The sequence below is a fragment of the Lujinxingia vulgaris genome, from assembly GCF_007997015.1.
Classification (GTDB): Bacteria; Myxococcota_A; Bradymonadia; order Bradymonadales; family Bradymonadaceae; genus Lujinxingia; species Lujinxingia vulgaris.
This window is the reverse complement of sequence record NZ_VOSM01000003.1, coordinates 87,002-107,376: the sequence shown is the minus strand read 5'-3', so window position 1 is coordinate 107,376 and position 20,375 is coordinate 87,002. Positions and strand designations below refer to the sequence as shown.

At 65.1% G+C, this 20,375-nt stretch carries 14 protein-coding genes; 7 read left to right on the top strand and 7 right to left on the bottom strand.

The genetic code is table 11. The features are described from left to right. Nucleotides 1–2,667 carry an FHA domain-containing protein gene (locus tag FRC98_RS07455; protein ID WP_230467396.1) on the bottom strand — a complete coding sequence of 889 codons (2,667 nt, stop codon included), beginning with the start codon at nucleotides 2,665–2,667 and terminating at the stop codon, nucleotides 1–3. Between the two features lie 246 nt (nucleotides 2,668–2,913). Here FRC98_RS07455 and FRC98_RS07450 point away from each other — a divergent pair, with 246 nt between their 5' ends. The 3 genes from FRC98_RS07450 to FRC98_RS07440 all read left to right on the top strand — a co-directional run bounded on the left by FRC98_RS07450 (nucleotide 2,914) and on the right by FRC98_RS07440 (nucleotide 5,858). Beyond that, complete coding sequence (locus tag FRC98_RS07450; RefSeq protein ID WP_230467395.1) at nucleotides 2,914–4,530, top strand: helix-turn-helix domain-containing protein; 1,617 nt, start codon at nucleotides 2,914–2,916, stop codon at nucleotides 4,528–4,530. Between the two features lie 93 nt (nucleotides 4,531–4,623). After that, nucleotides 4,624–4,896, top strand: a complete 273-nt coding sequence (locus tag FRC98_RS07445) for a hypothetical protein (protein WP_115602809.1) — start codon at nucleotides 4,624–4,626, stop codon at nucleotides 4,894–4,896. A gap of 20 nt (nucleotides 4,897–4,916) precedes the next feature. After that, nucleotides 4,917–5,858, top strand: coding sequence for an RluA family pseudouridine synthase (locus FRC98_RS07440; RefSeq protein ID WP_146980674.1), 942 nt, complete (start codon nucleotides 4,917–4,919; stop codon nucleotides 5,856–5,858). Here FRC98_RS07440 and FRC98_RS07435 read toward each other — a convergent pair. The 3 genes from FRC98_RS07435 to FRC98_RS07425 all read right to left on the bottom strand — a co-directional run bounded on the left by FRC98_RS07435 (nucleotide 5,855) and on the right by FRC98_RS07425 (nucleotide 11,695). After that, nucleotides 5,855–10,234, bottom strand: coding sequence for a serine/threonine-protein kinase (locus FRC98_RS07435; RefSeq protein ID WP_146980673.1), 4,380 nt, complete (start codon nucleotides 10,232–10,234; stop codon nucleotides 5,855–5,857). The genes FRC98_RS07440 and FRC98_RS07435 overlap by 4 nt on opposite strands. 37 nt (nucleotides 10,235–10,271) lie before the next feature. Beyond that, on the bottom strand, nucleotides 10,272–10,775 hold the full coding sequence (locus FRC98_RS07430; protein ID WP_146981039.1) for a tRNA (cytidine(34)-2'-O)-methyltransferase: 504 nt from the start codon (nucleotides 10,773–10,775) through the stop codon (nucleotides 10,272–10,274). A 122-nt stretch (nucleotides 10,776–10,897) separates the two neighbouring features. Next, nucleotides 10,898–11,695, bottom strand: coding sequence for a gamma-glutamyl-gamma-aminobutyrate hydrolase family protein (locus FRC98_RS07425; protein ID WP_146980672.1), 798 nt, complete (start codon nucleotides 11,693–11,695; stop codon nucleotides 10,898–10,900). A 393-nt stretch (nucleotides 11,696–12,088) separates the two neighbouring features. On the opposite strand from FRC98_RS07425, the gene FRC98_RS07420 reads away from it, so the two are divergent. From FRC98_RS07420 to FRC98_RS07405, 4 genes are all read left to right on the top strand, one after another. Further along, complete coding sequence (locus FRC98_RS07420; protein ID WP_146980671.1) at nucleotides 12,089–12,745, top strand: 2OG-Fe(II) oxygenase; 657 nt, start codon at nucleotides 12,089–12,091, stop codon at nucleotides 12,743–12,745. 71 nt (nucleotides 12,746–12,816) lie between these two features. Next, nucleotides 12,817–13,578 carry a YebC/PmpR family DNA-binding transcriptional regulator gene (locus tag FRC98_RS07415; protein WP_146980670.1) on the top strand — a complete coding sequence of 254 codons (762 nt, stop codon included), beginning with the start codon at nucleotides 12,817–12,819 and terminating at the stop codon, nucleotides 13,576–13,578. 2 nt (nucleotides 13,579–13,580) lie between these two features. After that, nucleotides 13,581–14,324 (top strand): RluA family pseudouridine synthase, encoded by a 744-nt coding sequence (locus FRC98_RS07410; RefSeq protein WP_230467393.1) that lies wholly within the window; start codon nucleotides 13,581–13,583, stop codon nucleotides 14,322–14,324. 26 nt (nucleotides 14,325–14,350) lie between these two features. After that, nucleotides 14,351–15,301 carry a ketopantoate reductase family protein gene (locus tag FRC98_RS07405; RefSeq protein ID WP_230467392.1) on the top strand — a complete coding sequence of 317 codons (951 nt, stop codon included), beginning with the start codon at nucleotides 14,351–14,353 and terminating at the stop codon, nucleotides 15,299–15,301. Nucleotides 15,302–15,357: 56 nt separating this feature from the next. On the opposite strand, the gene FRC98_RS07400 is transcribed toward FRC98_RS07405, so the two are convergent. The 3 genes from FRC98_RS07400 to asnS form a co-directional block, all read right to left on the bottom strand. Beyond that, a complete protein-coding gene (locus tag FRC98_RS07400) occupies nucleotides 15,358–16,314 on the bottom strand; it encodes an RluA family pseudouridine synthase (protein ID WP_146980668.1) in 957 nt (318 codons plus the stop codon). Between the two features lie 13 nt (nucleotides 16,315–16,327). Beyond that, nucleotides 16,328–18,631 carry a hypothetical protein gene (locus FRC98_RS07395; protein ID WP_146980667.1) on the bottom strand — a complete coding sequence of 768 codons (2,304 nt, stop codon included), beginning with the start codon at nucleotides 18,629–18,631 and terminating at the stop codon, nucleotides 16,328–16,330. 146 nt (nucleotides 18,632–18,777) lie between these two features. Beyond that, entirely contained in the window at nucleotides 18,778–20,172 is a 1,395-nt protein-coding gene (gene asnS / locus FRC98_RS07390) for an asparagine--tRNA ligase (protein WP_146980666.1), read from the bottom strand. Nucleotides 20,173–20,375 lie beyond the last annotated feature (203 nt).

The window sequence follows — 20,375 nt, the reverse complement described above, 5'->3', positions numbered from 1 at the left end:
TCAGGCCTCAGCGAGCTGGCGGAGCTGATCTTCGAGACGGTCGCGCTCCAGGATGATCTCGGCCAGCGTGGCCTCCAGCGCGGTCTTCTCGTCGACGAGTCTGGCCAGCTCGCCATCGTCCGAAGCACCGCCCTTCCCGTCCTCCTCGCTCGCTTCGTCGCGGGCCTGAAGCTCTGCTTCAAGTTCGGCCAGGCGGGCTGTGAGGGCGTCGCGCTCCTCTTCAAAGCCGGCGATCTGCTCGCGGGCGCTCTCAAGTTCCGCTTTAAGTTCCGCCAATTCTTCAGCGCTCTCGGCGTCGGTACCTGCTCCTGCCTCGGCGGCTTCGGCGGCCTCGGCAGCGGCCTGGCGCGCCTCTTCCAGGTCGGTCTGAGCGGTCTCAAGCTGGGACTGCAGCTCGGCCATCTCTTCGCGCAACGCCTCCAGCGCTTCGCCTTCCTCAAAGTCGGCGCTCTGGGCGGCCCGGGCGGCCTCGAGTTGCTCTCGGAGCTCGGTTTCACGCTCGGCCAGCGCGTCGCGCTCCTCGGCGATTTGCCCCAGATCGCGAGTGAGGTTTGAGGCGTCGCTCTCCAGCTCCTCGATCTGGGCGGAGAGTGAGGTGATGAGCTCTTCGCGCTCGGCGAGTTCCTGCCTCAACGCCTCAAGCGCCTCGCCAGTGGGTGCCTGCTCGAGGTTTTCCTTCGCTTTCGCGAGCTCGCCGCCCAGGCGGTCGTTCTCTTCGACCAACCCGCGAAGGTCGCCGGAGAGCTCTTCGAAGATCTTGCGCTTGCGTTTGCGATCTTTCTCAAGCTCCTCGACACGGGCCTTAAGCGACTGATTCTCGTCGCCGAGTTTGCGGCGCTCAACCTGCAGGTAGTCGGTCTCACGGGCGAAGGCGGCCTTCTCCTGCTTGAGCCCATCGCGCTCCCGGGTGACCTGGTCGCGCTCGGCGGCGACCCGGCTATGGCGCGCTTCAAGGTCTTCGAGAAGTTGGCGCTGCCGGGTCAACTCGGCGTTGGTCTCGTTGAGTTGGGCTTGAAGGTCGTCGCGCGCCGAGGTCATGGCCACAAGGTCGGCGTCGAGAGTTGTGGCGCGCGCCAGAAGCGCGTTGGCCTCATCTTCCGGCGGGCGGCGCGAGAGCTCTTCATTGAGCGCTTCGATGGTCGCGCTGAGCTCGGCGACCTTCTGCTGCTCAGCTTCCAGCGAGGCGCTGAGCGCGTCGATGCGCTCGTCGCGAAGCTCCAGATCATGCACACGATCGGCCAGCTCCGACTGCAACGCGTCGCGCTCGGCCTGGCCTATCTGCGCGGCCTCTTCGAGCTCTTCAACTTTCGCGAGGCTCGCGCTGAGTTCTTCGGTGACGTCATCGATGCGCAGCAGCGCCTGATGGTAGCGGTCCTCAAAGCTCTGCATCTCATCGCGCAGCTCGCTGACCTGGCTGCCGAGCTCGGCGCGCTCGGAATCCACCAGCGCCTGAGCCTGCTGATGCGACTGCAGCTCCTGCTGAAGGGCCTCGAGCTGCTCCTGGAGCGCCTCTTCGCGCGCGGAAGCTTCTTCGATCGCCTGCGCCCGGGACGCGGACTCCTGGCTGAGCGCGTCGATCTGCGCCTCGGCCTCTTCGGCGCGACGGCGCTCGGCGTCGAGCGCGGCCTGAGCCTCGGCGATCGCTTCATCGGTGGGCGCCTGCTCCAGCGCCTGGCGGGTCTCGTTGAGCTGGCGCACCAGCGTGCGGCGCTCGTCCATCAGACGATCACGCTCCCCACGCAGGCGCTCGACCTGCATATCCTCGGAGTCGGCGACACCGGCGTCGAGCATCTCTCGGAGCGAGGCGACTTCGGCGCGCAGCGCCTCGACTTCCTCGTCGGGCACAGCCTCACTCATCGCCACGCTCTGGCGCGGAGGGGCGCCGCCGCCGGGCTGCGCGGCGGGCTGCGCGACAGGTTGAGCCACCGGCGCTGCGACAGGCGCGGCGGCGTCCATCGGCGGCTGCTCATGCTCGCCACTGCTGAACTCCCGCTCCCAGTTCTGGAGGTTGAGCGCGTGGCCATCGGCACGCTGGGTGTGCTCGTGAGCGTCCGGTCCGGCCGACTCCTGAGCGGCCGCGCGCAGCGCGGCGAGGCTGGCGGCGATCTCAGCGCCCCCATCGACGGTGTCGTCTCCGAAGGACTCCGGCTCAAGCTCCGGGTAGAGTTCGTCGGGGTCGAGCACCTCGTGAATCTCCTCCTCCCCCAACACCATCGGCTGATCGTCGAGCTCGTGCTCCTCGACCAGCGATGACGCGTCGAGCTCGATCTCTTCGGGGCCGAAATCATCCATACCAAAGCCCATCCCCATCGAGGTGGCTTTGGCCATCGAGGCGATCCCCGGATCTTCGACCTGGGTGCTCACCACCGGCTGCTCTTCGGCAAACTCCAGCGGGAACTCACCCACGCGCACAAGATCGCCATGCTCCAGCACCTGGCTCTGGATGCGCATCCCGTTGACGTAGGTGCCGTTGGAGCTGTTGAGATCGTAGAGGGTGCAGCGGCCGTTCTCGTAGACAAACTTGGTATGTCGACGGGAGACCGAAGGGTTGTTGATACGAATGATGTTGCCCGGATTTCTCCCGATGGTGACTTCGGGAACCTCCGAGTTGATCTCAACGATGACCTCGGTCCCGATCTCGGGATCCTGATAGATCAGCTTTGGCACGTGTCCACCTTGGCTCGAATGCGTCGGCGCTGGCGTAGGTCTGTGTAGGGGCGAAAGTCGGGCTCTCAGCGACGCTGGATGATGCCTCGGAATAGCGCACATCCGCGCGTGAATTTTCAGCCTGAAAGCGCCCCTAACCTAACCCGCACAAGCCCCCTTGCCAAGTGGCGATCGGTGGACGAAGATGGCGCGCCCGCTCGGGCTTGAGCCCGGCCTCAGATGCCCTCGCCACGCGGAGTAGGCCCGTTGAATCAGATCGCTCCCCCCCAACATCCAGACCGCCCGCGCGTCGTCACCTTCGGGGGCGGCAAGGGCGGCACCGGCAAGAGCACCCTGTGTGCCGACATCGCCCGCGCGCTGACGCGCTATCAGGGACGCGTGCTCTGCATCGACGCCTCCTGGCATACCCCAACGCTCAACATCCTGCTGGGGGCCAATGAGCCGGCCTTTGACCTGAGCGCAGACGGATCGCATTGCCTCGGGGAGAAGGGCTCGCACATCGCCGACTTCATTGTGGGAACGGCTTACTCCAACGTGTACCTGGCGTCGCTGGCGTCGGCGCGGCGCTATCCTTTTACGCGACCGAGGGTGCGCCCCGAAGAGATCATCGCCCAGCTGCACCAGCTCGACTTCGACTGGGTGCTCATCGATCTTCCCCCCAGCCTCTCCCCCTTCGATGTGGGGCTCTTTACGCTGAGCGACACGCCCATTCTGGTGGGCACGCCCGACCCGGCGGCGATTCGCGTGATGGCCCAGTTTCTGCGCGCGTCTCTCTTCAGCGCCATCGGCTACCACCCTCAGGCTCCCGAGTTTGAAGAGGAGCTTGTAGAGGTCCTCTACAAGCAACCGCTGTGGCTGAACACCCGCTCGCTTCGTTACGACGCCCCCTCGGCCCAGTCGCGCGCGATCATCGATGAGACCGCCCGACAGCTCGAGGTCTACATGGTGGTCAACATGGTGCGGGAGGGCGCCGAGCATGACCTGGGCTTTGTGCTCAGCCACGCGCTCCACCGCGAGCTGCAGGTCTTTCCGCGCGTGCTCGCCAGCATCGACTACGCCGACCGCCGCTGGTTCTACAACCGCCGCACCACCGGCACGGGCACCTCGCGCAATGAGGAGGGGCTGACCAACGATATTGAGCTGCTCTCGCGGCATATTCGCGACATTCAGCTGGTCGACATGCGCTACCCGCGCCCCACCCCCACCCGCGGCGATGCTCATCCCGCGTTGACGATGGGGCTCAACCCCGAGCTCAGTCGCAATGAGGTGCGTCAGTACTGCCGCCGCCTCTGGGAGGGCTACCGGCGCGAGGCCTCCATCAGCCTGGTGTTCACCGAGCCGACCCGCCGCATGGAGATCGCCGAAGAGCTCGAGGGGCTCTACCGGCACGTGCTCACCATGCCCAGCGAGAACTTCTCCAGGGCGGAGGTCGATGAGGCGGTGCGCAACTACGAGCGGGAGCGCACCGCCATACCTGCCCGCCAGGAGCATCCCACCCCCCCGCCCCCCCGACCGCCGGAGTTCACGCCCCCGGCCCAGCCTTCGGCGAAACCCGCCGATGAGGAGCGCAGCGACGATGCGCCCGCCGCTGAAGAAGGCAGCGCGCCGCGGCGCGCCGCCGGCACAAAGTCTCCCGGCGACGCCATCGCCGCGCTGCGACGCCGCCACGGCCTGAGTCTCCAGGAGCTGAGCTCGCGAACCCACATCGGCGTCAAATACCTGGCCGCGATTGAGACCGTCGACTTCGACGTGCTCCCGCGCCCGGTCTACCTGCGCGGCTACCTGCGCGAGGTCGCCCGTGTCTTTGATGTCCCGGCTCAACCCCTGATCGAAGAATACTTCCGATATCTCGATCAATCGTGATAAGGTCGCCGAAACGGGCCGGCGCCACGCCGCCCTCCTTTTGCCGGGCTCCTCGGCCCGAGTTCACGTCGAACCCCTCGCCCTGAGGAACGCATGTCCAAGATCACCGACCCGAAGAAGGCCGCTCAGCGCGCCCGCGTTATCGCCTCCGACCTCACGATCTACCCGGACATCCAGAAAAAGATCGAAGCGGGCATCAAGAACGACAACCTCTTCGATGAGCTCGATGGCATCTGGCGCGAGGCGCTCACGCACATGCGTCAGTACGTCGACGAAGACATGCTGGAGAACACCAACATCCTGGAGAAGGCGTTTATCGACATCGTCTTCGCCAACTGCGGCCATATCGAAAGCTCGATCTGGTAACCCGCTGCCCCCGGCATGTTTTGAGCACCACCGAATTCAGCTTTCAGGTTGAGCCGGAAGACGCCGGCCAGCGCCTCGACGTGTATCTGGCCGAGCAGGATGATCCTCCCCTGACCCGCTCTCAGGTGCGAAAGTTCCTGGACCGCGGCGAGGTCACGGTTAACGGCCAGCAGGTCAAGGCCGGCTATAAGTTGCGTGAAGACGACCGCATCTTCTGGTCGCACATTCCTCCCACCGAACCCAGCATCAAGGCACAGGCCATCGCGCTCAACCTCCTCTATGAGGATGACGAGGTGGCCGTGGTCGACAAACCCGTGGGCATGGTCGTGCACCCCTCGATCGGCCACCCCGACGGCACGCTCGTCAACGCCCTGATGCACCACTTCGACGAGCTCCCCACCATCGGCGGGGAGCTGCGCCCGGGGATCGTGCACCGCATCGACAAAGACACCTCCGGGGCGCTGGCGGTCACCAAGACCGACCGCGCTCATCACCACCTCTCGGCCCAGTTCCGCGACCACAGCATCGACCGCGTCTACCACGCCCTGGTGTTTGGTCCGGGGCTCGCCGATGAGGGAACTTTCGACACGCTGCACGGTCGCGATCCCAACCACCGCATGCGCTTTACGGGGCGAGTGCCGAAGGGACGCCACGCGGTGACGCACTACCGGGTGATGGAGCGCTATGACAGCGGCGCGGTGCTCGTGGAATGCCGCCTGGAGACCGGGCGCACCCACCAGATCCGCATGCATTTTGCCGACGCTGACGCGCCGCTTCTCGGAGACGCGCTCTACGGCGGGCGGCGCACCGCGCAATGCTCGCTGATCGGGCGGCAGGCCCTGCACGCGCGCACCCTGGGCTTTGAGCACCCCGATGGTCAGCGCGTGCACTGCGTGGCGAATTACCCCGAAGACTTTGAGAAGGCGCTCGAAGCGCTGCGCGCCGGCCGCGACTGGCGCTAATCGGCGACTTCAGCAGGCTCATCGCCCGACGCGGCCGTGATGCGGGCGTTGAGCGGTCGGGCCAGATAGTCGCGTCGCAGACGTTCATCGTCGATGCTTGAGGCGCGCTCCTGCACGATGGCCCGGGCGCGCCGCAGCGAGCGGGTGCGCTCGGCATCCAGCGCATCATCGCCGATCAGCTGCAAAATGTGGGCGTGGGCAAAGTTCACCTCATCCTCGCCATAGATCTCGACCTCATCGAGCATCGCCAGCGCCTGACGTGAGAGGGTGAGCGCCTGGTCAAAGCGCTCCGAGCAGGCGTGGGCCCGGGCCATCAGGCTCAACGCAAACGCCCTGCCCCAGCGCATATCGGCCTGCTCGGCGCGCTCCATGGCATCTTCTGCCTGCAGCAACGCCACGCGGGCGTGTCCCGGGCTCTCGGCCTGAAGTTTCACCTGCGCCAGCGCCAGCGTGGCGCAGACCGCCAGGTAGGCGTGGGGAATCGAGTCCGCCAGGCGAAGCCCCTCGTGGAGCGCGTGCTCGGCCTGGTCGTTCTGCCCCAGCTCCAGGTAACACAACCCCAGGGAAATCTGGCCATCGGCCTCGGTGGTGGTGTAGCCGGTGCGGCGGGCCAGATGCAGCCCGCGTTGAATCTCGGAGATCGCCTGGCGCGTCTGCCCGAGCAAAAAGTTCACATGGCCGATGTTGACCAGCAACAACGCCTCATCACGCCGATGCCCGAGCTGGCGGCACATCGCGAGCGCACTCTCGTAGCGGGCCATCGCCTGGGTAAAGCGCCCCACATAGGCCAGGGCCAACCCGGAGTTGGTCAAAATCTGGCGCTGATGGCGCGGAAGCTCAAGCTCGCGGGCCCGGCTCAGCGCACGATCGTAGGCGATAAGCGCCTCGCGATGACGTCCGGTCTGCCGCAGCACAACCCCGCGCACCGTGTAGAGTTCAACCGCAACCTCACCGGCGCGTCGGGGATCCACGCCGTGAATGCTGGCCTCATCGAGCAGAAGCAAGCCTGCGTCGACCACCTCCAGCGCGCCGTCGCGATGGCCCTCGGTCAGATCGATCACCGCACGCTGACGCGCAACCTGCGCAAGGCTGATGCAATCCGCAAGGCGCTCGGCGGCCTCTTCGGCGCGGCTGAGATAGTCGCGTGCCTCGCGAAAGCTCGCGCGCTGAAACTGATAGCGCGCCAGGCGCAGCCACACCTCGGCGGCCCGCGCATCGGCCTCCCCCGACGATATAAGGTCTTCCAGGGCACCGAGCGCACTGCGAGCCCCCGCATCATCGCCGATCTCCTGACAGGCCTCTTCCTTGAGCAAGAGCACCTCGATCAGCTCATCGGTCGGAGCCCCGCCCATCTCCAGGACCCGGTCGCAGTGGCGCACACAGACCTGCGCTCCGACCAGCCGCGAGGCCTCCCGGGCGGCGCGCACATAGTAGCTCCGGGCGCCCTCCCCATCTCCGCTGGCTTCGAGGTGCCGCGCCACCAGCGCGCTCTTGCGCAGCGCCCCCTCCCCTTCCTGCGCCATGAGATCCGCGGCGATGCGCCCGTGCAGCTCCGCGGCGTGCTCGGCAAGAAGTCCGCGCGCGGCGACCTCCCGGGTCAACTCGTTGCAGAAGCGGTAACGCAGACTTCTTTGAGCGCCGACCTCCTCCAGGATCCCCGACTCCACCAGCAGCGCGATGGCCTCCCCGCAGGGTTGCTCCAGAAGGCGTTCGGCTCGCTCCCGCTCAAAAGGCACCCCGAAGAGCGCCACCCGAACCAGAACCGCCCGCGCCTCGGAGGGCAGCCGCTCCAGTTTCGCGCCGATGATCCCCTCGACGCTCGCCGGCAACCACACCGCCTCATCGCTAAGCTCCACCGAGTCAGTTGAAAGACCAAAACCCACCCGATCGCGGATCGCCTCCACCACCTCGCGAATGTAGAGCGGGTTTCCGCCGGTTCGATGCAGTACCTCCTCGACCAGCGCCTGATCCTCACCCACATCGAGGCGCAACAGGTCGCGCACCAGCCGACGTGACTCACGCCCCGAGAGCTCACCGACCGACTCAACCTCAACGCGCGAACTGCTGACCAGACGTTGCCAGGCGTCACTCTCGGTGTGCGGCCCCAGGTCGCGGGCGGTGCACACCATAAACACCGGCGCCTCACGGTCGGTCTCAAAGTAGCGCGCCGTAAACTCCAGCATCACCGGATCGATATAGTGCGCGTCATCGATGGCGATGATCACCGGACCGGACGCCGCAAACCCGCTTACAAGTTTGCTCAACGAGAGGTAGATGCGCCGCTGCCGCTCATCGCGGTCAAGGCGCGCAAAGGCGCGCTCGGCCACCGGCACGCCGAAGACCGTCGCCAGCGAGTCGAAGAGCAGCTCACGCTCTTCCTCATCCTCACCGACAAAGATCGTCTCAATGACCTTCTCCAGACGGGCAGCCAGCTGCCGAAGATCATCGCGGGATCCCAGCTCCAACGCCTCGGCAAAAAAGGCCGCCGCGCTCCCCAGCGGCTGATCGCGCTCATAGGGCGAGGCCACCGCGCGCAGGACGCGCGCCTGCCCGCTGTCAAAGCCCGAGAGAAACTCCTCCAGGAGCGCCGACTTCCCGACCCCGGCCGGCCCGACCAGCACCAGCGCACCAGCGAGCCGATCCATCGCCACCCGGCGGTAGGCCTGGCGCACGACCCGCCGCTCCACATCGCGGCCGTAAAAGGAGGTGACCGATCGGCGCAGCTCTTTGATGCGCTCCCGGGCGCTCTTTGGTCCCACCAGCCGGTAGGCCGGCGCACTACCCGCCGACCGGGCCTCATCGTTGCCCGCCACCGGTTGAATCGCCTCACAGTAGAAGGCGCGCCGGACCCGCTGAAACACCTGCGGGCCGATCAGCGTCTCCCGCGCCAGCGCAGCCGAGGCCAGCGAGCGCGCGTCGGCATCGCCGCGCTCCAGAAACTCCCAGCGGTAACCCTGCTTTAGACCGCTTCCCGGGTGCTCAATGAGCACCTCCGAGGTGGCGATGCCCAGGCTGACCAGGAGCGGCACATCCAGGCTGAAGTTCATGCCCGCCACCGCCTCGTGCAGATCACGAGCCACCCGGGCAGCCCGCACCCCGTCATTCTCACTGGAGATCGGCAGCCCCAGCACGACCACAAAACCCGCAGCATCCATGCTGTGCAAGACGCCGTCATTCTTAAAGGCGATGGCGTCCACAATCCGCGTCATCTCCGCCACAAGGTGGCGCCAGCGCTCCGGGCTAAGTGCGCGCTGCAGCTCCTGCAAGCCCTCCAGCCTGCCGGCGATGGTCACCACTTCTTTGCGGCGCTGCACCATCGCCGGGGTCACCTGCATCGAGGTGCGCAGGCTCGCCGCGCGCGCCGACGCCCCGCCGCGCGCCACCCGCGTACGGCCGACCACCGTGGATGCCGACGCCTCCAGCCCCGCCGACACACTCTCACCGGCACGGGCTTCCCGATCGAGGTGCGGACCAACCTCTCGAAGATGCTGCGAGAGCGTCATCTCATCGTGAATCTCACTGAGCCCGTAGAGCACCCGCGTCATCGCCCGCTGCATCTCCCGGGCACTCGCCGGACGCTCTTCGCGATCGCCGGAGAGGGCTTTGTAGATCAGATGTTCAAGCGCCTCGGGAATCATCGGATTAAGCGCCTTAATGTCGGGCACCACCGCCCCCGATACCAGGCTGAGAAGATCATCTGTGCTCTCGGCCCGAAAGAGCGGTCGACCGCACACCAGCTCAAACATCAGCGCCCCCAGGCTGAAGAGGTCGCTGCGAAGATCGACCTCCTCGCCACGGGCCTGTTCCGGGCTCATGTAGCGGTACTTACCCTTGACCATCCCCGGGCGGTCCTCGCGCACGCTGGTAGCCTTGGCGATACCGAAGTCCACCAGCTTGACCGCACCATCGCGTGAGATCAGCACGTTCTGCGGACTTATGTCGCGATGCACAAGCTCCAGGCTGCGCCCGAACCCGTCGGTGCGGCGGTGGGCATAATCAAGCCCCCGCGCAAGCTCAATGGCCACAAAGAGCGCATCGCCCAGCGAGAGCGCTCGTCCGGCGCGCTGGCCGGCCCGCAGCAGATGCCCCAGGTCCACCCCGTCCACATGCTCCATGGCCAGGTAGTAGTCCTGGCCAACCTTCCCGAAGTCGTAGATCTGCACGACATTCGGGTGATTGAGCCCCATGGCGATCTTGGCCTCGGCGATGAACATCTCCACAAAACGCTCATCGGTGGCCAGTTTTGGAAGAATCTTTTTGATGACCAGGGTCTTCTCAACCCCTTCCGCCCCGACGCTGCGCGCAAGAAACACCTCGGCCATCCCGCCCACGCCGATGCGCTCTCCCAGCATGTATGTCCCGAACGACTCGCTCACAACGTCTCACCACACCAACCACGCTCACCCGCGCGGTCTATCCCTGAAGGGGCTCCCAGTTCAACTGACGCATCGCGTCATACAACACGATCGCGCACGCGTTGGAAAGGTTCAAACTGCGAACTTTGTCCGTCGTCGGGATGCGAAAGCATCGATCCTCATAGTGCTCGCGGATCTCCGCCGGCAGCCCTTTGGTCTCTTTCCCGAAGATCAGCACGCTGCCCCCCTGCCAGTTGGCCTGGTCGTAGGCGCGGGTCGTCTTCTTGGTGAAAAAATGCATGCGCTCGCGCGGAAAGATGGCCTCCACGGCCTCAAAGTTCTCATGGAGGCTGATCTTTACGTGCGGCCAGTAATCGAGCCCGGCGCGCTTGAGGTAGCGATCGTCCAGGTCAAACCCCAGGGGTTTGACCAGGTGCAGCCACACGTTGGTACCCGCGCAGAGCCTGCCAATATTGCCGGTATTACCCGGAATCTCGGGCTCATGGAGCACAATATGAAGTCGACGATCATCGGGGCCACCGAAGTCTTCGAGCGGCTCCAGGATGTTGAATTTATACGGATTTTCCAAAAACAGCCTCTTCTGTGTTGAATCCCGATCGCGCCGATTACGCAGCGCGTCGTGCAGATGTTGCGGAAGGTAACACACCGCGCTCAGCGCCCCAACTACGACCGACCCATCGCTCGCCGGCGCGCGGCCTCCAGAAAGTCGTTCATCAAGGGCGCCGTGGGAAGCAGCTCGGTCTGTTCCGGACGCTGAAACTCCGGGTGCCACTGCACGCCCACCGCCCAGCGCTCGCTGCCATCTTCGAGTCGCACGCCCTCAATGATGCCATCGGTGGTCGAGCGTGCGGTCACGACCAACCCGGGGGCCAGATCTTTAACGGCCTGATGGTGCACGCTGTTGATCTGCGCCCGCTCCTCTCCGTAGAGCCCGTGGAGGTAGCCTCCCTTAACCAGCGTGACCGCGTGGGAGTTTCGCGCATAGCGCTCCGCATCACGGTGGGTGAGCGCACCCTCCACCTGGGTGGCGATATCCTGAAAGAGCGTGCCGCCCAGGGCCACGTTGAGCACCTGATGGCCACGGCAGATCCCGAGCACCGGCACATCCAGCTCAAGCGCGGCGTGCACGAGGGCGATCTCCGCCTCATCGCGCAGCCGGTCGCCCTCCCACTCCGGTTGCAACGCACGCTCGCCATAGCTACCCGGCCACACATCGGCCCCTCCCGCGATGACCAGCGCGTCGAGGGCAGCGACCATCTGCGTGGCATCGACCGCAGCCTCACACTCAGGGCCAGGCGCCGGCAGCATCAGCGGAAGCGCGCCGGCGGCCAGAAACCAGTCGCTCATCGACTGCTCCACATAGAGCAGCGGACGACCGTTGTAGATGACGCGCGTGGGATCAGCGTGCAGCCAGTTGGCGCTCACACCAATATGTAGCGGTCGGGACGTCGGGTCAGACATGAAATCTCCTGAAACATCGTGGCGCGCCTGCAAAACTCGCCAGCGGGTATCGTCAGCAGTGCAACTCCGGCGCGAATTACGCTCCGGAGGCACCCGTGCTCGCTCAACATCCCGGCAGTCTGCTGCACTCCCGCGAGCACCTCAACCCGTCCGGCCTCGCCACGCGTCATCTCACGCGCTCATGCCGGCCTCCTACATGCAGCGACCTCTGGCGAGAATTTTCCTCCGATCCCTGCAATATCTCTGCGGAATCGCTGCTTTTCATTGACCGAATTTCACACGGTGCGTAGCGTTTTCTCCCGCGATTCCACGCTGCAAATTTTTCGTACACAGCCCGAGGTCTCTATCGCCCCACGACCGGCCACCGCGGCCCCCTGACACCGAGCGTCGCCCATGCGTCAGCCCGCCTCCCCTGCACTCTCTGCCCTTTCGCCCGATACCCCGGAAGCTATCGAAGATGCGCTCATTGAGAAGGGCTACGCCTGCGTCCCCGGGTTTCTGAGCCCCGCCCAGGTGCACGCGCTCGCTGCCGAGACCCTTCGCCTCTGGGACGATGGCGAGTTTCAGTTCGCCCGCATCGGCACCGGCACAAACCGCCAGCGCTGCCCTCAGGTGCGCAGCGACCGGATCCTCTGGCTGGACAACGATCATCTCAGCGCCCCGCAAAAAGTCTACTTCGACGCCCTCGATGAACTTCGTCAGCGCATCAACCGCGCCACCATGATGGGCCTGGTCGACTGGGAGGGACACCTGGCGCTCTACCCGCCCGGCACCTTCTACAAACGCCACATCGACGTCTTCGCCAACGCCCGCGAACGCCAGCTCACCACCATCCTCTACCTCAACCCCAACTGGCAACCCGGCGATGGCGGTGAGCTGCGCCTCTACCTTGACGGCGCAGAGATGGAGCCCTACATCGACCTTGAGCCGCGCGGCGGCACGCTTGTGACCTTCTTAAGCTCACGCTTCTACCACGAGGTCCTGCCTGCCCACACCGAGCGCCTGAGCATCACCGGCTGGTATCGCGTGCGCTCCACTCGCCACTTTTAGCGCCCGTGGGCCCGGTGTTATAGTCCCGCCGCCTCGGCACCGACCCACCTTTTCCCTCCGAAGGAGCTTTTATGGCTGGACATAGTAAATGGGCCAACATCAAACATAAGAAGGCAGCTCAGGACGCAAAACGCGGTAAAGTGTTTAGCCGCCTGAGCAAAAAGATCTCCTCGGCGGCGCGCCGCGGCGGCGGTGATCTTGATACCAACAACGAGCTGCGCCTGTGGGTTCAGAAGGCCAAAGCGGCCAACATGCCCAACGACAACATCGAGCGCGCCATCCTCAAAGCCACCGGCCAGCTCGAAGGCGTCACCTACACCGACTTCACCTATGAGGGCTACGGCCCGGGCGGCGTGGCCTTCTTGCTCGAAGGCTCCACCGACAACAAAAACCGCACCGTCGCCAACATCCGCCACTTCTTCAGCAAGCAGGGCGGAAATCTTGGCGAAAATGGCTGCGTCGGCTGGATGTTCCACGACAAGGGCATCATCAGCATTGAACAGGAGAAGGTCGACAACAACGACGCGCTCATGGAGGTCGCCCTGGAAAACGGCGCCGAAGACTTCGAGGTCGAAGACGGCGTCATCACCATCACCAGCGGTCCCGACGACTTCATGACCCTGCGCGATGCGCTCAACGCCGCCGGCTACGAGGACTTCTTAAGCGACGAGATCACCAAAGTCGCCGAGACCGACCTCTCCCCCGACCTGGCCACCGCCCGGCGCAACATGAAGCTCATCGACCTGCTCGAAGAGGACGACGACGTGGAGAACGTCTACCACAACCTCGAGCTCTCCGATGACGTCGCCGAGGCCCTTGAGGCCGAGGGCTGAGATTGCCTTCCCCACTCAACGACGACTTCGCCCGGCGCATCGTCGCCGAGCACCGGGGTCTGGTGGCCTGGGATAAACCCGCGGGCTTGCCCAGCACCGGTCGCACCCTCAACGACCCCGACTGCGCCCAGGCCCTTGCGATGCGCTGGGCCGGGCGCATGGTCTGGGCGGTGCATCAGCTCGACCGCGACACCACCGGGCTGCTCCTCTTCGCCACAAAAAAGAGCGCGCTCCTGCGTGGGCAAACACTCCTCGGCACCCGCAGCGCCAAAAAGATCTATGTGGCGCTGGTGCACGGTACACCCGATGAGGCCCGCAGCCTCATCGACGCGCCCCTGCGCAAACGCTCGCTGCAGGGGCGCTCGGTGGTCGATGTGCATCCCTCTGGAAAGTCCGCGCAGACCCGAGTATGGCGTTGGGCTTCAAGCCCCGATGGCAACTACAGCCTGGTCGCGCTGGAGCTTCTCACCGGGCGCACCCACCAGCTTCGCGCGCACCTTCAACACGCGGGGCACCCCCTGCTCGGGGAGACGCTCTACAACCGCATCCCCTGCGCGCTGCACCCTCGCCAGGCGCTGCACGCCCTGGGGCTCTTCAACCCCGGGAGCGACGACGCCCTCCCCGAAGATCCCCTCATCGCCCCGCTGGCAGACGACCTCGTCGCGCTCGCCAGGCGCCTCAACATCGCCCTGCCCGCCCACAATGCCCCGGGGTGGGCGGCGGCTTTTGGCGCGCTCGTCGCTTAAATGTGTCCTCAGAGATGGAGTCCCCCTTGCGAATCTTGATCGTTGGTGCCGGCAGCGTCGGACAACTCTACGGACTTCATCTCGCCCGCGCCGGCGAGGAAGTTCATGTCCTGGTGCGCCCCCGCTATGCCGAAGGCGCTCGCCGCGGCTATCGCCTTTACGAGCGGCGACGAGACTTTAAGCAGCACGCCATCTTCACCCCGGACGGGGTCTGGACCGACGCCGAAGAACTTCCCCGAGGCCATTTCGACGCGGTCATCCTCGCCATACCCTCGACCGGTCTGAAGGGCCCCTGGCTCGCTTCGCTCGCCAGGTCGCTCGGCGACGCCACCCTGATCACGCTCACCCCGGGGCTCGACGACGTCGCGATCATCGCCGAACACATCGACCGCGACCAGATCGTGCGCGGACTGATCACGTCGGTGAGCTACCCGGCCCCGCTCCCTGGCGAGTCCTGCCCGCAACCGGGCACGGCCTACTGGTTTCCGCCGCTGACGCCGGCGCTCTTTGAGGGGCCGAGCAACCGCGTCACCCCCATCGTCAACGCCCTCAAACGCGGGCATATGAGCTCAAAGAGCGTCCGTGGTCTTGCCGAAAAAGCGGCCTTTGGCAGCGGCCTGCTCATGCCCATCGTCGCCCATATGGAGACCGTGGGGTGGCGCCTCGATCGCCTGCGCGACGAGAAGTTGTCGGAGTTGGTCGCCACGATGTCGCAGATCCGCGCCATTCTGGAGGCCACACTGGGCGCAAGCGCCCCGCTGCCGATGCGTCTTCTTACCCCGGCAACGGTCAAGCTGCTGACCCGCATCGCCCCGCGCGTTCCCCCCTTTAATTTTGAAGTCTACCTGCAGGTGCACTTCACCAAGGTCGGCGCTCAGACCCGCATGTTCCTCGACGACTACGTCGCAAAGGGCCAGGCCCACAACCTCCCCACCGGCGCCATCGCCGAGCTCCGAGAGCAGCTCGGCGAAGCCTGATACAGCCGGCGAGCCTCAACCCCGGGTTGCACACCGACCGGGACGCAATCCGCGTTTTACGCTTCGTTGAAGGCCTCGCGCGCCTCCAGAAAATCCGCCGGCCAGGGGCAACTCACCGCCACCGGATCGCCGTTATGCGGGTGCGGCAGCTCCAGACGCTCGGCATGCAGCATCACCCGCGTAAAGCGCTGCGAGCCCACCCGACGCACGCCGCCGTAATCCTTATCGCCCAGAATCGGCAGGCCCCCCTCGGCCAGATGCGCGCGAATCTGGTGCATCCGCCCGGTCAGCGGGCGCGCCTCAATCAGGTGCAGGGAACCCCAGCGCTCGCGCACCACAAAAGACGTCTCGGCCCAATCCCCACCGGCCTTAACCTCACCCTGACGGCGCTCACCCACACGCCCCAGGTGGTTCTTAACCTCCCAGCGCTCACCGACCTCTCGCTCCAACTCCGGACGCAGCGCGCGCGCCACAGCCACGTAAGTCTTCCGCGCCAGATGTTCGCGAAACGCGCGGGCCATCCCCTTGTTGGAGCGACGCGCCGTCACCAGCGCCAGCACCCCGGAGGTTCCCACATCCAGACGGTGGTGAATCGCCACATATGGCTTCTTCTTACCCTTCGCCTCCAGGTAGCGTTTGGCCACGTCCACCGCGTGGTCGCGGCTGCGATCGCGGGTGCCCTGGCTGGGAAGCCCGGCCGGTTTGGCGATCACCAGAAGGTCGCCGTCTTCCAGAAGCACCGTCGAGGCATCGAGCTCAAATCGCCCCTCCGACGACGCCTCGCTGCTCGCCGAGCTTTCGACCTCCACCGCCAGGCGATCCCCCTCCGAGAGCGTAAACGAGGCGATGCGCTGCGCCTGCCCGTTGAGTTTGACCTGGCCCGCGTCGAGCAGCGCCTTGGTCTTTTTGCGCGAGAACCCGCCGGGATGCTGCTCGTCAAGAAGACGCGTCAGCGCCTTATCGAGACGCTCGCCAGCATCGGACTCAGAGATCGTAAACAGGTAATGCGCCATCGGCCGTGTTCCTTTAGTTCGTCGAGATATTAAGCGTGTAATCGCCCGGATCGCCACCGACCCAGACCCGGTAGATGCCCGGCTGCAGCGCCCCTAACACGAGGGTGGCCGGCTGACCAGCGTCGGCAGCGTCACAGCTCAACTCCTGGGACTGTCCACAAACGTCGCGCTCCACCCACAGCGCCGCACCATCTTCCACATCAGCGGGCGTAAGCGCCAGAATCACCGTACTGGTCGCGTCGAGCTCAAACGAGAACGCGCGGTCTGCCTGAAGTGCGCCGGCACAACTCGGTGCCGCGTCAGCCTGATAGCCTTGCAGGGTCAGAGCATGGTCCTGATTCAACGCCAGCGGCTGCGCCCCAAAACAGCGCTCACCGGGGTTAAGAAGTTTAAGTTCCACCTCAACATCGCCCTCCTGAGCCGCGTCGGTGCTGCCAAGTTTGATGACCTGATCCCCCGCCTCCAGCGCGGCGATGCCCCCGTCCATCGCCCCACAAGACCCGCTCTCCTCACAGCTTGAGGCATGCTCAACCACCAGACCCTCAAGTGACACTTCACCTGTGACCGAGAGCGCCAGATCGCCGCCTTCCACAAGGTTGAGCGGCACCACGCGGTCGCGCGCGGCCTCCGAGGCGCAGCTGAGCAGTCCGGAGGGGCCGTCATCTTCGCGAAGGCTCACGACCACCGGCTCACCACGCGAAAGCACCACAGGCTCTCCTGGGGCCGCACAGCTACCTCCGATAAGCGCCGGACGGATACTCACCGCCAGATCAAACGCCGCCGGATCGTCGAGATCACCGTCGACCCGTACATAGTACGTTCCAGCCTCCAGCCCGGCGCGCTCCACGCCCTCCACCGCGCAGTAGCCCGGCGCGTCACACCCCGCCGTAAGCGTCACGCTGAGCGGGTCACCTGACGCGCTCAGCGCCTCCACGCGCACATCGGAGGCCTCCTCCAGCTCCAACTCCCAGACCCGGTCCCGACCGTTGATGCCGCACGGCGCAGCCGCGTTATCGTCGTAGCTCAGCAGCGAGGAGGCGATCACCGCCTCGAAGACGCCCGCCTCATCGCGCGTGCTCACGTCGAGGACTTCGGGGCGATCGCAACTCTCTCCCGCCGTCTCCGCGCTATGGCGAAGCTCCAGCCCGTAACCCGGAAGCGAAGAGTTCGGGAGGTTGCCAAGCGAGAGCGTCTTGATGCCCGCATCCACCTCCGCCTGAAGTAAGTTCCGGCGACGCTCTCCCACAATGATGTCGCCGCAGACCTCCCCCTCCGCGCTGCCGCACACCTGACGTGTCCTCGCGGCAAAACCCTGCCCCTCGCCACGCAAAAGATCGACGGTCCAATACCCGTCGGCCTGCACATCGACATGAAGCTCGGCGCGTGAGGTGGCCTCGTGTTCGCAGAGCGTCCCCCCAACCTCGAATTGCCCGCGCGCGCTCACGCCTAAGCCCAGGCGCTCCCCTTCGCGCAGCGTCACCGCCGGCAACCCCTCGCAGCTCTCCAGCGGCTGCGCCCCCTCCCGCTCGCTGAAGCTCGCCCGAAGTCGATAGGTGCCAGTCTCGGCGGCCGGGGTCGCCACCCACACATAATAGGTTGTCGCCTCTGCACTCAGCAGCACCGCGGCGTTTTGACCCGGACGCGCGCGATGCCCCACACACGAACCTGGCAGCAATGACGCGCGCTGCCCGCAGACCGTGCGCACCGAGAGCGCCGGCACAAAGGTGCCCTCGTCGGCCTCAACCTCCACCACCAGGTCGCCGGGCTCCTCGAGCGTGAGCGCGTACACATGCCCGACCGTCGCGTTGGCATCGCAGCTCAACGACTCGTCAGGGGGCGTCCCGACAAAACTTCCCTCCGCCTCGGCCACACCATCCACCCACACGAGCTCACCGGGCATCGCGCAGCTGGCGAAGCGCTCCGGCTCTTCCGTATCGCCAACGTCGGCGTCGGCATCCCCTCCCACATCCCCCGCATCCCCCTCACAATCAACGCATTCTGGATAACGCGCGTCGATCTCAATCAAGGTCTCCATCAGAAAGACATCGCTGGCGTTGCAGAAAAGCAGCCCGGCGTCACCGAGACGGTTGGGAAATCCCTCCGGACACGCAAACTCGGCCCCCACCGAAGTGCCCTGCCGCTCTCCAAAGACGCAAAGCGTCGCCGATGGCCGCACATAGAAGTCGCCGCCGGCCGCCTCACAGGTGGCCTGAAGCCCGTCGACACCCGCGTCCGACTCCTGAGGCTCCGTCGATGGCGAGGAACATCCCACAGCCCACACAACTCCCACACACCACCACGCCTGCCATCGTCCCACGTCTCGACTCCTCGGCTTCCTCTCAGGTTCTCGCTAACCCGTAGTGGCTACCACCGCCGTCTTCCCGGATCAAAGATGGCGAGCCTCGCCATGCGAGCGCTCGCCATCTTTCCTTCAAACTTTCAGCCAAAACCCAAAGCAATGCTTTAGAAATCAGCGCTGCGCGGTGCCCGCGGGAAGGGAATCACCTCGCGGATGTTATCGACGCCGGTCGCGTACGCAATCAGGCGCTCAAAGCCCAGCCCGAAGCCCGCATGCGGCACCGTCCCGTAACGACGCAGGTCGCGGTACCACCCGTAGTTCTCTTTCGGCAGCCCCATCTGCTCAATGCGCGCATCGAGCACATCCAGGCGCTCCTCACGCTGACTTCCGCCGATGATCTCGCCAATGCCCGGCGCCAGCACGTCCATCGCCGCGACGGTGCGCCCGTCGTCATTCTGGCGCATATAAAACGCCTTGATATCACGCGGGTAGTTCATCACGACCACCGGCTTGCCGACGTGCTTCTCGCTCAAGAAGCGCTCATGCTCCGACTGCAGGTCCACGCCCCACTTCACCGGAAACTCGAACTTCTCCTTCTCTGCGGCTTTTTCCAAAATCGCGATGGCCTCGGTGTAATCCATGCGCTCAAAGCTCGAGTCCACCAGCGCTTCCATGCGGTCTTTGACGCCCTTCTTCACAAATTTGTTGAAGAAATCCATATCCGCCGGCAGCGCGTCCAGAAGATCTTTTAAGAGATACTTCAAGAAATCTTCCGCCAGGTCGGCGTCATCGTTGAGGTCGGCAAAGGCAATCTCGGGCTCGATCATCCAGAACTCCGCCAGATGGCGCGACGTGTTGGAGTTCTCGGCCCGGAAAGTCGGACCGAACGTATAGACCTTGCTCATCGCCAGGCAGTACGCCTCCACGTTGAGCTGGCCCGAGACCGTCAGGTGCGCCTCTCGCCCGAAAAAGTCCTGGGAGAAGTCGACCTCGCCATTCTCCAGGCGCGGCGGGTTGGCCATATCGAGCGTGGAGACGCGGAACATCTCCCCGGCACCCTCCGCATCCGAGGCGGTGATGATGGGCGTGTGCACCCAGTAGAAACCCTGCTCATCAAAGTAGCGGTGGGTCGCCATCGCCAGGCGGTGACGCACACGCGTGATCGCCCCGATGAGGTTGGTGCGCGGACGCAGGTGCGCGTTCGCCCGCAAATGCTCCATGCTGTGGCGTTTGGGCGCCATCGGGTAGGTGTCCGGATCATCGACCCAGCCCACCACCTTGATGCTGGCAGCCTGAACCTCCACCGACTGCCCCTTGCCCTTCGACTCCACCAACTCGCCACGCACTTCAATGGAGCAGCCGGCGGTCAGCTTGAGAATCTCCTCATCATAATTCTCAAGCTCTTTGGGAGCGACGACCTGAATGGCGTCAAAACACGAGCCGTCATGCACATTGATGAACGAAAACCCGGCCTTGGAGTCACGTCGCGTGCGCACCCAACCCTTGATGAGCACCTCGGTGCCCGTGGGCGTCTGGCCTTCCAGCAATCCTTTGATCATCTCACGTACCTTTTCATTCGAAGTTAGTCGTCGCCCCGAGACATCGTCGCCAGGACGTCATCCGACGTCGCTGCGCGCGTTATCCACGGCTAGTTACCACCCTGTTCGCTCCCCGGGCAAGGACAGCGCCACCGGCGTGCGGCGAATCGCCCCACCCTGAGATGGATGACCACCGCGCCCCACAATGTTATGGGCATCTTGAG